This is a genomic window from Arthrobacter sp. Y81 (assembly GCF_002929335.1).
Lineage (GTDB): Bacteria > Actinomycetota > Actinomycetes > Actinomycetales > Micrococcaceae > Arthrobacter.
Window position 1 is genome coordinate 33,425 of the sequence record NZ_PJIL01000013.1, and the last position, 12,870, is coordinate 46,294.

At 64.9% G+C, this 12,870-nt stretch carries 13 protein-coding genes; 7 read left to right on the forward strand and 6 right to left on the reverse strand.

Annotated features, from left to right (window positions below):
- Positions 1-34 precede the first annotated feature (34 nt).
- Positions 35-340, reverse strand: a complete 306-nt coding sequence (locus CXQ91_RS16595; protein ID WP_104175001.1) for an MmcQ/YjbR family DNA-binding protein — start codon at positions 338-340, stop codon at positions 35-37.
- 6 nt (positions 341-346) lie between these two features.
- Positions 347-1,129, reverse strand: a complete 783-nt coding sequence (locus tag CXQ91_RS16600) for a phosphatase PAP2 family protein (protein WP_104175002.1) — start codon at positions 1,127-1,129, stop codon at positions 347-349.
- Between the two features lie 145 nt (positions 1,130-1,274).
- Here CXQ91_RS16600 and CXQ91_RS16605 point away from each other — a divergent pair, with 145 nt between their 5' ends.
- The 5 genes from CXQ91_RS16605 (at position 1,275) to CXQ91_RS16625 (ending at position 7,044) form a co-directional block, all read left to right on the forward strand.
- Complete coding sequence (locus CXQ91_RS16605) at positions 1,275-2,390, forward strand: DNA alkylation repair protein (protein WP_104175003.1); 1,116 nt, start codon at positions 1,275-1,277, stop codon at positions 2,388-2,390.
- A gap of 310 nt (positions 2,391-2,700) precedes the next feature.
- Positions 2,701-3,825, forward strand: a complete 1,125-nt coding sequence (chvE, locus tag CXQ91_RS16610) for a multiple monosaccharide ABC transporter substrate-binding protein (RefSeq protein WP_181038925.1) — start codon at positions 2,701-2,703, stop codon at positions 3,823-3,825.
- Positions 3,826-3,924: 99 nt separating this feature from the next.
- Positions 3,925-5,454, forward strand: a complete 1,530-nt coding sequence (gene mmsA / locus CXQ91_RS16615) for a multiple monosaccharide ABC transporter ATP-binding protein (RefSeq protein WP_104175005.1) — start codon at positions 3,925-3,927, stop codon at positions 5,452-5,454.
- Positions 5,455-5,459: 5 nt separating this feature from the next.
- Positions 5,460-6,773 (forward strand): multiple monosaccharide ABC transporter permease, encoded by a 1,314-nt coding sequence (mmsB, locus tag CXQ91_RS16620; protein ID WP_104175006.1) that lies wholly within the window; start codon positions 5,460-5,462, stop codon positions 6,771-6,773.
- A 49-nt stretch (positions 6,774-6,822) separates the two neighbouring features.
- Positions 6,823-7,044 carry a hypothetical protein gene (locus CXQ91_RS16625; RefSeq protein ID WP_146072368.1) on the forward strand — a complete coding sequence of 74 codons (222 nt, stop codon included), beginning with the start codon at positions 6,823-6,825 and terminating at the stop codon, positions 7,042-7,044.
- A gap of 118 nt (positions 7,045-7,162) precedes the next feature.
- Here the strand turns inward: CXQ91_RS16625 and CXQ91_RS16630 are convergent, their stop codons facing one another.
- From CXQ91_RS16630 to CXQ91_RS16640, 3 genes are all read right to left on the reverse strand, one after another.
- Positions 7,163-8,194 carry an aldo/keto reductase gene (locus CXQ91_RS16630; protein ID WP_104175008.1) on the reverse strand — a complete coding sequence of 344 codons (1,032 nt, stop codon included), beginning with the start codon at positions 8,192-8,194 and terminating at the stop codon, positions 7,163-7,165.
- Positions 8,195-8,202: 8 nt separating this feature from the next.
- Positions 8,203-9,075: an NAD(P)-dependent oxidoreductase gene (locus CXQ91_RS16635; RefSeq protein ID WP_104175095.1), complete on the reverse strand. Its 873-nt coding sequence runs from the start codon at positions 9,073-9,075 to the stop codon at positions 8,203-8,205.
- Positions 9,076-9,261: 186 nt separating this feature from the next.
- The gene (locus CXQ91_RS16640; RefSeq protein ID WP_104175009.1) at positions 9,262-9,579 is read right to left on the reverse strand and encodes a DUF3040 domain-containing protein; all 318 of its coding nucleotides are present in this window, start codon (positions 9,577-9,579) and stop codon (positions 9,262-9,264) included.
- A gap of 203 nt (positions 9,580-9,782) precedes the next feature.
- Between CXQ91_RS16640 and CXQ91_RS16645 the strand changes: the two genes are divergently transcribed.
- Together CXQ91_RS16645 and CXQ91_RS16650 are read left to right on the forward strand one after the other, a co-directional pair.
- On the forward strand, positions 9,783-10,490 hold the full coding sequence (locus tag CXQ91_RS16645; protein WP_258074052.1) for a hypothetical protein: 708 nt from the start codon (positions 9,783-9,785) through the stop codon (positions 10,488-10,490).
- Positions 10,471-11,103, forward strand: coding sequence for a response regulator transcription factor (locus CXQ91_RS16650; protein WP_104175010.1), 633 nt, complete (start codon positions 10,471-10,473; stop codon positions 11,101-11,103). Before CXQ91_RS16645 ends, CXQ91_RS16650 begins: the two co-directional genes overlap by 20 nt.
- A 57-nt stretch (positions 11,104-11,160) precedes the next feature.
- On the opposite strand, the gene CXQ91_RS16655 is transcribed toward CXQ91_RS16650, so the two are convergent.
- Entirely contained in the window at positions 11,161-12,831 is a 1,671-nt protein-coding gene (locus tag CXQ91_RS16655; RefSeq protein WP_104175011.1) for a GAF domain-containing sensor histidine kinase, read from the reverse strand.
- Between the last annotated feature and the right edge of the window lie 39 nt (positions 12,832-12,870).

Genomic DNA, 12,870 nt, shown 5'->3' on the forward strand with positions numbered 1-12,870 from the left:
GCAGGCCTCGGCGGGCCCCGGGGCTGAGCCGGGGTTACTTCCGGCCGCCGGCAAGCAGGTAGGACTCCTCGAGAAGTTCCGCCAGCTCCTCCACATCGATTCGGTCAAGCCGGACCAGGACAAGCTGCGGCGAGCGCTCGTGGTGCGGAGTCCAGAAGTACGTGCCGGGATCCGTTCCGGCGAGCGCTTCCCGTTCCCCCGTCTTGACGGTCAGGACACCGTCTTCCCAGATCCTGGCCATGAGCGTGCGGGCAAACCATGCAGGCTGGTTCCAGCTGGGCCGCTCGGTGACGCCAGGCTGAGCGAGGCAGATGCGCCGGACGTCCTCTTCGCCGGCCATTCTTCGCTAGCTTTCCACCGTATCGGCCTTGGACAGTTCACCGGTGATCTGTTCGCCCGGGACGCGGGCCGTGCGCCAGGTATCCACGGCGATGACGGCTCCCAGCACCACGAAGGAAATGAAGAGTGAGGCCAGGGCGTCACTGACCCAGTGGTACCCGAGGTAGAGCCGGCTCACCGAGGCCAGGACGATCCCGACGGCGGCAGCGGCGAAGCCAGCCACGGCCGGCCAGGTGCTTTGGCGTCGCGAGAAAATGAGGAACGCGGTGACCAGGAGGAAATCGCAGGCACCGAGCACATGCCCGGAGGGGAAGGAGAACGTGACGTCCGGACCGAACAGCATAAGGTCCAGGGGCGGCCGCTGGCGGCCCACCGACCGACCGATGATCTGGGCCAGCGCCACGCCCGTGAGCATGGCTCCGGCCAGCAGCAGGGGGCGCCAGGCGTGCTTGGCGGCGAGGCCCCAGGCCACCGTGACCACCAGGATGATGATGGGGAGCGCGACGGGTCCGAAAACGATCGCCAGGAAGATCATCACGGCGGTGAGCGGTTCCGAGCGCTGGCCCAACAGCCATGCCCGGGCGGGTTCGTCCATGCCCGTCAATCCGTCCCTTCCGAGGACATCCGCGAGAGTCAGCACGAATAAGCCGGCACCCAGGACCATCAGGGTCAGGGCGATCCGGTACAGGTTTTTCCGGGACGCTGCACTCATGTACCGCTCTTCGACCACGAATTTGTCGTGGAAGACCCGCCACCAATGGGGCGATTTCCGCGATTGATCTTCAGCCATTTAACGCCCCGCCTCAGCAGTCCTGAACGATGTTCTCCGCTGAGATTATCCCGGTTCCGCCGTTTTGGCTCGCGGCGGACCGCTGACAGCCTGGGCCCTGACCGCCGGTGGCCGATCAGGCCGGCCGCCGCGGTAGCCTGACTGGATGGGTGCCATGAACGAACTGATCGACCGGGCCGCCGTCGGCCTGCTGGTCCGCGTCCTGACGGACGCGTCGCCCGGCACGTCCTGGACGAATGTGACGGCTGCCGGCGGCGCGCTGGACCATCTCAGCCTCCGCGGCCGCACGGACCACGTCAGCCAGGGACTCCTGGCGGACATCGCCGGGGCGGCCGGCCCCCGGGGGAAGTATCCGACGGCGGCGCGCATCTTCCGCCGCGCCCTCAAGGACGCCGACTTCACGGGTTGGACCCTCTGGCCCGTCACGGAAACGGCCGTGACTCTCGCCCTCGATTCGACGGAGTCCGGCGATTTTGACGACTGCCTCCGGCTTCTTGCCGAGCTGACTCCACGGCTGACCGGGGAGTTCGCCATCCGGCGGCTGCTTGCCGCCGACCTGGACCGGGCACTCGCCGTCGTGCTGACCTGGACGGCCCATCCCGACGAGCACGTCCGCCGCCTCGCCAGCGAAGGCACCAGGCCCTACCTTCCCTGGGCTGTCCGGATCCCCGGCCTGATCGAGCGGCCCGGGGCCACCATTCCCATCCTTGATGCCCTGTACCGGGACCCGCAGGAGTATGTCCGGCGTTCGGTGGCAAACCACCTCAATGACCTGGCCCGCCACTCCCCCGAAGCAGTGCTGGCAGCGGCTGCCGCCTGGGCCGCGGAACCGGACGGCAACACGCAATGGGTGATCCGCCACGGACTGCGCACCCTGGTCAAGAAAGCCCACCCGGGCGCCCTGGCCCTGCAGGGGTTCGCTCCGGCGTCGCTCAAAGTAACTCCGCCGAGGCTGGACCGGAGCGTCGTGGAACTGCCGGCGGACCTCGCCTTCGAATTCGAGATCTCAAACACTGGGTCCGACCCTGCCAGGCTCGCTGTGGACTACATCGTGCATTACATGAAGGCGAACGGCTCGCAGTCGGAAAAGGTCTTCAAGCTGGCGGCCCTGACCCTGCACCCCGGCGAAACCAGGACGGTGTCCAAGCGCCACGCCTTCCGGCAGATGACCACGCGGGTGCACCACGCCGGCAGCCATGGCCTGGAACTCCAGATCAACGGCGTCAGATACGCGCACACCCAGTTCCTCGTGGAGACCTGACCCGGCAGCCTCCGCTACCGGCGGACCCCGGCGATTTACCACCGGAGGTATAAAATGTGATTTGACTCACAAGATTACGGCCGTTATGCTCAATTCGTTGTTAGCGCTAACATATCAATCATCCTTGTGGAATCAAATCCTGGAATCCGCCCACGCGGCGGGTCCAGGCAACGAAGTACTTCTGGTGACGGATCTCCGGGTCAGGCACCAATCGACCGGATCCTTCCGGCCGGCCCCCGGCCGGGAAGCGCAGATGCCTCCCGGCTCAGTACCAATTCGCGGACTGTGTTGTCCGCGGAAGGAGATAAACGTGAGAATCAAGAAACTCCTGGGCGCACTCGCCGTCGTCCTCGCAGTCACAGTGGGGGCCACAGGGTGCGGAAGCCGGGGCGGAGCGGCCACTCCTTCCGGCAGCGCCGATGCAGCGGGCTCGCTCGTGGGCATTTCAATGCCCACCCAGACCTCCGAACGCTGGATCGCGGACGGCAAGAACGTCTCCGATTCGGTCACGAAACTGGGCTACAAGGCGGACCTGCAGTTCGCCAATGACGACATTCCCACGCAGGTCTCGCAGATCGAAAACATGCTGACCAAGGGCGCCAAGGCCCTCATCATTGCGGCCATTGACGGCACCACGCTCACCGACGTCCTCGCCAAGGCGAAGGAGCAGAACGTGAAGGTGATCGCCTACGACCGCCTGATCAACGGCACACCGAACGTGGACTACTACACCACGTTCGACAACTACACCGTGGGTGTCCAGCAGGCCACGTCGCTGCTCACCGGGCTTGGCCTGGTTGATGCCAGCGGCAAGAAGGTGGAGGGCAAGGGCCCGTTCAATGTGGAGCTCTTCGCCGGCAGCCCGGATGACAACAATGCCAACTTCTTCTGGACCGGCGCCATGGACACGCTCAAGCCGTACCTGGACGCCGGAACCCTGAAGGTCCCCAGCGGACAGACCAAGTTCGAACAGGCAGCCATCCTGCGCTGGCAGGCCCCCGTTGCCCAGAAGCGCATGGAGGACATCCTGACCGCGGCCTACAGCTCCGGCACCAAGCTTGACGGCGTCCTCTCCCCCTATGACGGCCTGTCCATCGGCATCATCTCCGCACTGACCAGCACCGGAGGCTACGCCAAGGGCAACCTTCCGATCGTTACCGGCCAGGACGCAGAGAAGGGCTCCGTGAAGTCCATCATCGCCGGCGAGCAGTACTCCACCATCTTCAAGGACACCCGCAAGCTCGGTGAGCAGGCAGTGAAAATGGTTGACGCCGTGCTGAAGGGCCAGCAGCCTGAAACCAACGACACCGAGACCTACAACAACAAGGTCAAGGTGGTCCCGGCCTTCCTGCTCGAGTCCGTGATCATCACCAAGGACAACTACAAGCCGGAACTGGTTGATTCCGGCTACTACACGGAGGCAGACATCAAGTAGCAGCCGTACCGGGTGCGGCCGGGCCGGGTCCCGGCCGCACCCAACGGGGGACACTGCATCCGCAGGAGTCCGGCTCTGACAAGTCATCGGGAAATCACCATGAACGTACCTATTCTTCAAATGCGGGGAATCACCAAAACCTTTCCCGGGGTGAAAGCCCTCCAGGACGTCACCCTGGACGTGAACCGCGGCGAGGTGCATGCCATCTGCGGTGAAAACGGCGCAGGTAAATCCACCCTTATGAAAGTCCTCTCCGGTGTGTATGCGCACAACACCTTTGAAGGCACCATCCTCTTCGAAAACGAACCGTGTGACTTTTCCAGCATCAGCGACAGCGAAAAGCGCGGCATCGTGATCATCCATCAGGAACTGGCACTGAGCCCTTATCTGTCCATTGCCGAAAACATCTACCTCGGCAACGAGCTGGCCAGGAACGGCTGGGTGGACTGGCGCAGGACGAACCTCGAAGCCGCCAAACTGCTGGCACGCGTCGGGCTGAGCGAAAACCCCGTGACCCCGATTCAGCACATCAGCGTCGGTAAGCAGCAGCTGGTCGAAATCGCCAAGGCGCTGTCGAAGGAAGTAAAGCTGCTCATTTTGGATGAGCCGACCGCGGCGCTCAACGACGAGGACTCCGACCACCTGCTGGACCTCATCCTGCATTTGAAGGGCCAGGGCGTCACGAGCATCATCATCAGCCACAAGCTCAATGAAATCCGCAAGGTCGCCGATGCCGTGACCATCATCCGCGACGGCAAATCGATTGAGACCCTGCGGCTCGACCAGGGGCAGATCACCCAGGAACGCATTATCCGCGGCATGGTGGGCCGCGACCTGGAAAGCCTGTACCCGGACCGCAAGCCCAGCATCGGGGAGGAAGTCCTCCGCATTGAAGACTGGACCGTGCAGCATCCCCAGGATGCCAGCCGCACGGTGGTCCACAACGCCAGCCTGAACGTGCGGAAAGGCGAAGTCGTCGGGCTGGCCGGCCTCATGGGCGCAGGCCGGACCGAACTGGCCATGAGCGTCTTCGGCCGGACCTATGGACGCGCCGTTTCCGGCAAGGTGTACAAGTACGGCAGGGAAATCAACACCGCCACCGTTTCCGATGCCATTCAGCACGGGATCGCCTATGCCACTGAGGACCGCAAGCACTACGGCCTGAACCTGATCGAAGATATCAAGCGCAATATCTCGATGGCAGCCCTGCACAAGCTCGCCAAGCGCGGCTGGGTGGACAAGAACGAGGAAACCACGGTGGCCAACCGCTACCGGAAGAGCATGAACATCAAGGCGCCCTCCGTGGCAGCCATCACGGGAAAGCTCTCCGGCGGGAACCAGCAAAAAGTCGTGCTGAGCAAGTGGATGTTCTCAGACCCCGACGTGCTGATCCTCGATGAACCCACCCGCGGCATCGATGTCGGGGCGAAGTTCGAGATCTACACGGTCATCGCCGAGCTCGCAGCCGAGGGAAAGGCCGTGATCGTGATCTCCTCCGAACTTCCGGAGCTCCTGGGTATCTGCGACAGGATCTACACCCTGTCCGCAGGTCACGTCACTGGCGAGGTCCCTATCGCCGAGGCCACCCAGGAATCCCTCATGCACTTCATGACCCAAGAAAAGGAATAGCGAACATGTCCGCCCTACGAGAATCCCTTGGCTTCCTCACAAGCCGCCTCCGCCAGGTTGGCATCTTCGTCGCCCTGATCCTGATCGTCCTGCTCTTCCAGGTCCTGACCGACGGCATCCTGCTGCAACCGCAGAATGTCACCAACCTGGTGGTCCAGAACAGCTACATCCTGATCCTGGCCATCGGCATGGTCATGGTCATCATTGCCGGCCACATCGACCTCTCCGTGGGGTCCATCGCCGGCTTCATCGGCGCCGTATCAGGTGTGATGATCGTCCACTGGGGCTGGGCGTGGTGGATTGCCATCCCGGCATGCCTGCTCGTCGGCGCCCTGGTCGGCGCCTGGCAGGGCTACTGGATCGCTTACGTTGGAATCCCCGCGTTCATCGTGACCCTCGCCGGCATGCTCATTTTCCGCGGACTGACCCTGATCACGCTCAAGAACCAGCAGATCACCCCGTTCCCTGCCGAACTGCGAGCCCTCGGCGGCGGCTTCCTCCCCGATATCTCCGGCGGCACCTCCGTGCTCGAATGGCTGACCGTCATCCTGGGCGTTGGAGGCACGGCGGCCATCCTCTTCCAGGCCATCAAGGAACGCCGCGTCCGCCGCAAGTTCAACCTCGAAAACGAACCCATGGCGTGGTTCGCCATCAAGACCGGGTTCATCGCCCTGCTGATGCTCACCATCACCTTCCTGCTCGCCAGCTACCGGGGAACACCCATCGTGCTGATCGTGCTGGCTGTCCTGGTCATCGTCTACTCGGCGCTCATGAACAACAGCATCTTCGGCCGCCATACCTATGCAATCGGTGGCAACCTCCACGCCGCCGAACTTTCAGGCATCAAGACCAAAGCAGTGACGTTCCGGCTGTTCGTAAACATGGGTGTGCTGGCCGCGCTGGCAGGCCTCGTGTTCACGGCCCGCCTGAACTCCGCCCAGCCGGCCGGCGGCACAGGCTTCGAGCTGGACTCCATCGCTGCCGCTTTCATCGGCGGTGCCGCAGTACAAGGCGGTATCGGCACCGTGGCCGGAGCCATGGTGGGCGGCCTGATCATGGGTGTGCTCAACAACGGCATGTCGATCCTCGGCCTCGGCACCGACTACCAGCAGCTCATCAAGGGCCTGGTGCTCCTCCTTGCCGTCGGCTTCGACATCTTCAACAAGAACCGCAGCAGCGGCGGCGGTTCGGCCATCGGAAAGCGGTTCAAGCTCAGGACGACACCTCCTGCCGGTGCCGAAACCAAGGAACCCGCCCAGGACCGCCCGGTGGCTGTGCCCGCCGGCACCGAGCAGGCAAGCGCCGTCCGCAACCCCTGACCCGGTCCACGCACCGGACGCCCTGCCCAGTCAGAGAAGGACAGCCCGCATGCCCCCGCCAATGGAGCAGACCGATGAAGCACCGGATGACTGGCAGCTGCTGATTGGCAGCTGGGTGGAGTTGCGCCACGAGGGCCGGATAGTCCGCACCGGCGAGGTGGAAGACGCCACCGCTGACTCATCCGTGCTGTGGCTGAAGTTTGACGGCAACCACGGCCGCCAGCTGGTGGCCAAGGCCGACGGCTACGAAATTCGCCGGATGGGCCGCTAGGCAGGAACAAAAGCAGGATCAGCGGCCCTGACAACAAAAGGGAGGCCGACGGCGGCAGTCACATGCCGCCGTCGGCCTCCCTTTTCGGTGGTTCAGTCCGTTGTGTTTCCGGCGCTGCTTAGCGGCCGCCCTCGATCTTCCGGGTGCGCTGCTCCTGTGCCATCGGACCGTACGGGTACACGCCCAGCTGCGGCTGGCTGACCTCGGTCAGGCGCCGGGTTTCGTCCTCCGACAGCTGCAGGTCCGCCGCGGCAAGGTTGTCCGCCAACTGCTCCGTGGTGCGGGCCCCGAGGATCACGGACGTCACCGCCGGGCGGCCCGCCAGCCAGGCCAGGGCAACCTGCGAGGCACTCACGCCGTGGTCCGCCGCGATCTTCTCCACGGTTCCGATAACCTCCCAGGTCCGCGGATTGTCATTGCGGGCCTGCCAGGCTTCCATGCCGCGTTTCGGATTCTCGCCGAGCCGGGTGGCACCGGCCGGTGCCTCGTCACGCTTGTACTTGCCGGAGAGCCAGCCGCCGCCAAGGGGCGACCACGGCAGCAGGCCGATGCCGGCGTCCAGGGAGGCGGGAACAATCTCCGATTCAATTTCGCGGACCAGCAGGCTGTATTGCGGCTGCAGGGTGACCGGTGCGCTCCAGCCGTTGGCCCTGGCGAGGTGCACCGCCTTGGTCAGCTGCCAGCCCAGGAAGTTCGAGAAGCCGTAGTAGGCAATCTTGCCGCTGCTGACGGAGTCGTGCAGGAAGCGCAGCGTCTCCTCCAGCGGCGTGATGGGATCCCACGCGTGCATCTGGTACAGGTCGATCTGTTCGACGCCGAGGCGTCGCAGCGAATCGTCGAGGGCACGCGTCAGGTGCCGGCGCGAGGTTCCGAGATCGTTTGGAGCCTTGCCCATGGGGAAGCGGCCCTTGGTGGCCACAACAGCGTGGTCCCGGACGTCGGGACGGGCCGCCAGCCAGCGGCCGATGATCTGCTCCGAGACCCCCTGGCTGTAGACGTCCGCGGTATCGATGAAGTTGCCGCCGGCTGCAAAGTAGTCATCAAGGATGGCGAACGAGGTGTCCTCGGTGGCTTCAGCACCGAATGTCATGGTGCCCAGCGCGTAGTTGGAAACGACGGCGCCGCTGTTGCCTAGTGTGCGGTATTCCATAGTGCTCCTCAGTCCTCGGTGGGGGTGGTGCGGTTCGGGTGGTAGCTGCGCCAGCTGTGCTCGGGGGCGTAGCCCAGGAGACGCTTGGCCTTGTCGATGGACAGCATGGTCTCGTGTTCGCCGAGTTCCCTGGTTACCTTGACGCCGGGAAAGACTTCCGCGGCCAGGCTGGCACTGGACCTGCTCATGACCGTGTCCTCGTTGGCAATGATGAACGCCTCGAACCCGGGTTTGCCGTTCTCCAGCGCCCGGGCCACGGCCTGGGCGCCGTCGCGGCCGTCGATGTAGCCCCACAGGTTCCACTTCCGCAGCGTGGCGTCGGAGTCAAAGGCCGGAAAGTCTTCGTAGTCCTCAGGGTCCATGACATTGGAGAACCGCAGTCCCACAATGCTCAGTTCCGGGTCCCAGCGGGTCAGCTGGATGGCCATCTGCTCCTCCAGGTGCTTGACCAGCGAGTACGTGCTCTCCGGCCGGGCCGGATATTCCTCATCCACCGGGATGTAGGGCGGCTCGACGTCGAACGGCAGTCCCAGCACCGTCTCGCTGGAGGCGTAGACAATCCGTTTGATCCCGGCCCGGCGCGCGGCCTGGAAGACGTTGTAGGTGGCCAGCATATTGTTCTCGAAGGTGGCTGCGTCCGGCGCCAGGCCGGGCGCCGGAATGGCACCCAGGTGCACCACCGCGTCGAAGCCCTGGTGGCGGTCATCGAGGCCAAGGAGGACGTCCAGCACCTGGCCGTAGTCGCGCAGGTCCACTTGGGTGAAGCCTCGGCCCCTCGCGCCCGAGCGGTCCAGGTTCAGGACGTTGTGCCCGTCCGCGGCGAGCCTGCGGACCACGCTTCTGCCCAGCTTCCCGCTTCCTCCGGTAACAGCAACTCTCATCAGGAACTCCTCTGGGTTGTTGGCGGCAGCAGTGCACCTGTGGTCTTCCGGCACCGCCGTCGTCATTCCACCCTAGGGGCGCTGCGGCACGCGCGCAGCCCTTTTGGCTGGCCCTCTGAGTCCTAGGAAGAAGCGGGCCCTGCCCGTCGGAGCACCCGGCTCGGACGGAGCAGGCGTATGGGGTCCTTAGATATGCTGTGACTGGCCTGGCAGGCCGAGGCTCGGGCGTCCGAACGGAAGCCTGCTCGGACCAATGCCCAGGGAGGCGTAGTAGCCACCGGCCACCATCACCGCGAAGCCGGAGACGCCTAAATACAGCAGCTGCAGGACGGCACCTGCGATCACCATGAGGAATCCGAAGACCACGCACAACGCCCCGAGCACTACCCGGCGCATCAGTAAACGGCGCCGGCCTTCCATACGCGCGGCGAATCGCGGATCATCCTCGAGAAGCGACTGTTCGATCTGCCTGAGGATGTCCCTTTCATGTTCAGAAAGCGGCATCGTTACCTCCGAACTGGATTGATATTAAGGATGGTCCAGTCTGGCGTTATGTCAATAGAGCCAAAAGACATGGACGAAAGCCGGTGGCTTCAGGGCTACCGTGTGTTCAGTGACTTTGTGCCCTAATCCCGGTTGGTGTCCAAGCCCTAACCTGAATTCATGAGCGCGGTGAGCACCGCGCGACACGTCCCGGGGGCATCGTCATGAAAGCAGCAACGGCGAGCATCATTGCAGGCGCAGTCCTGCTGCTGGCGGGCGCCCTGCTGCTGCTGGACTCGCTGGGAGTGCTCGACTCCGGAGCGCTGGTGTGGCCGTTTGCCTTTGGCACGGCCGGCGCCGCCTTCCTGGCGGTATTTTCCAGGAGCCGCGCCAACTGGTGGGCGGCCATTCCGGGGTTTGTCCTCTTGGGGCTGGCCGCAGTCATCGCCACCACCGGGCTGTGGCCCGGACAAGTGGGCGACTGGCCGGGCTCGTTGTTCTTCCTCTTTATCGCCGCCGGCTTCGCGGCTGTGTACTTCCGTGAGCAGGCCAACTGGTGGGCGCTGATTCCCTGCGGCGTGATGCTCACGCTGGCCCTGGTGGTGGCCTTGCCGGACGGGCTGGACGGAACATCCGTGGCGGCTGTGCTGTTCCTGGGCCTCGCCGCCACCTTTGGCGCTCTGGCCTTCATTCCGGAGCGGATGAAATGGCCCTTGATCCCGGCTGCGGTGCTTGCCGCCCTGGGGCTGTCGTTCGCCGTTCAGTCCACGGTGAACTTCGGCGCCATGGAGTACATCACGGCCCTGGTCCCGCTGGTGGCTGGCGTGTACTTGTTGTATTACGCCTTCCACAGCCGCCGGCAACCGGCACACGGGCAGGTCGGTTACCGCTCCGATGAACCAGGACCGGGTGATGCTCACCGTGGCCACTGACCCAGCACACGGGGACAACGTTGTTGGGGGGACGCGGGTATACATCCTCGACAGCCATGCCCTCGTCCGGCTGGGGCTCCGGGAGCTGCTGGAAGAGGCGCACTTCGTGGTGGTGGGCGAGAGCGGTTCGGCCGCCGAGGCGAGCCAAAGGATCCCCGGGCTGAACCCGGATCTGGTGGTGATCGGGGCGCATCTGCCGGAGGGTACCGGCATCGAGGTGTGCCGGGAGATCCTCTCCGACAACGCGTCGCTCCGGTGCCTGCTGCTCAGCAGCTACGACGACGACCATGCCCTGGGCAGTGCGGTATTGGCCGGCGCGGCCGGCTACGTGCTCCGGCAGCTGCCCGGAACCGCCCTCATCGAGGGCATCCGCAGGGTCGCCACCGGCGAATCGTTGCTGGCGCCAGGGGCGAAACGCAGGGTAATGGAGGGCCTGTACAAGGCCCAGGCGGATCGCAGCGGCCTGAGTTCGCACGAGCTGGAGGTCCTTGCCCTGATGGGGCAGGGCCTGACCAACCGCGAGATCAGCGAGGAAACCAGGTTTGCCCGGGCGGCAGTGAAGATGCAGGTGGCAGGAATCCTCGTGAAACTGGGCTTCGAGCTGCCCAGCTAGGTTTCAATCGCCGCCCGCACCGGCCCCCGCTTGCCTACCCCGGTCACCTTGCCCGGGTCACCTGGACGGGGCGGACCAGGTCAGGCGGGTGCCGCGCCCCGGGCTGCTCTTGATGGAGCATTCACCGCCCAAAGCCACGGCACGGTGCTTCATGTTGGCGATTCCGCTGATACGCAGGGGGTTTTCGAACCCGCAGCCGTTGTCCGCAATCCTGAGCTCCACGCCGTCTGTCCCGGCAGTCAGGCTGATGTCGATTTCGTCGGCACCCGAGTGCCTTACCGCGTTGCTCAGGCCCTCGGACAGCACCGGCAGCAGTTGTTCGACGACGGCGTCGGGTACCGCTTCGTCCACCGGTCCCGTCAGCTGGACCTTGGGTGAAAATTCAGAGTTCCGAATCCCCTCGTGGATGGTCCGCATGATGAGGCCGGTGAGCGGCTCCTTCTGGCCATGGCCGGTCCGCATCGAGTAGATGGTGTCCCTGAGTTCGTGGATGGTGCTGTCCAGCTCCGCAGTCACCGCCGAGATGCGGTCCTGGGCCACGGGGTCCGGGATGTACCGCCGTAGGCTCTGCATGCTCAGCCCCGCCCCGAACAGCCGCTGGATCACGAGGTCGTGCAGGTCCCGGGCGATCCTGTCCCGGTCGGTGGACAAGAGCTGCTCTTCCCTGCGCTCCCTCGCCCGGACCAGCCCCAGGGCCAGCCCCACCCGGGAACCGAAGACGGCACTGGACTGGATGTCGGCTTGGAGGTACAGCGCCGCTCCTGCGGGCCGGGCGAGGATCAGCAGGCCGCATTCGCTACTCTTGCGCCCCAGGGCCGCCACCAGCAGCGGACCCAGTTTCGCGTCCGTGCCGGATCCGAACACGTCGCTGGGATCCCGGACCAGCGCCGACATGCCGGTGTCAAGGACCTCGGCGACGATCTTCGAAGCCGGCAGCTCCTGGCCGGCGGGGAGGGACTGTACGCCCACCATGGTCCGGCACCGCTGGGTGCCGTCGGCATCGGGATAGGCAACCACGGCGAGGATCGAGTCCGAAACGGTCAGTGCCCGCTCTGCCACGAGGTCCAGGTTGTCCGTTTCGCCGGGGAACAGCGCGGAACTCAGCTGGTCGCTGACCTCGAGCCCGGCTTCAAGCCACCGTTGGCGCCGCCGCGTGTCCTCGTACAGCCGCGCATTCTCGATGGCGACTCCCGCGGCCGATGCCAGCGCCGAGGCCAGTTCCTGGTCCTCCTCGGTGAACGGCCCGCCGTCGAGCTTCTCTGTGAGGTAAAGGTTCCCGAATACCGCGCCCCGAACACGGACCGGCACGCCGAGGAAGGTCTTCATATCCGGATGGTTCGGAGGGAACCCGCTGGCCATCCGGTGGGCTCCCAGGTCGTCCAGCCGCAGGGCTTCGGGCTGGTTGATCAGGTGCCCGAGTACGCCGCGGCCCGTGGGGAGCTCGCCGATCAGCCGGATGCCGTCGTCGTCGATTCCTACCGTGATGAAGTGTCCCAGTTGGTGGCCGTCGTCGAGCACGCCGAGCGCGCCATAGCGCGCTCCCACCAGTTCGCAGGCGGACTGCACCACACGGTCAAGGACGGCTTCGAGGCTGAGGTCCTCTGTGAGCGAGACTACGGCGCCAAGCAGGCCCTGCATCTGGTCCTGGGCGCGCACAAGTTCGTCCGCCCGGGCGACGAAGTCGCGCAACAGATCCTCGGTGCGCCTGCGGATGGGTTCACGCCACATGGCGCCATCGAACGCAGGTTGATGTGTACGGTTTGAAAA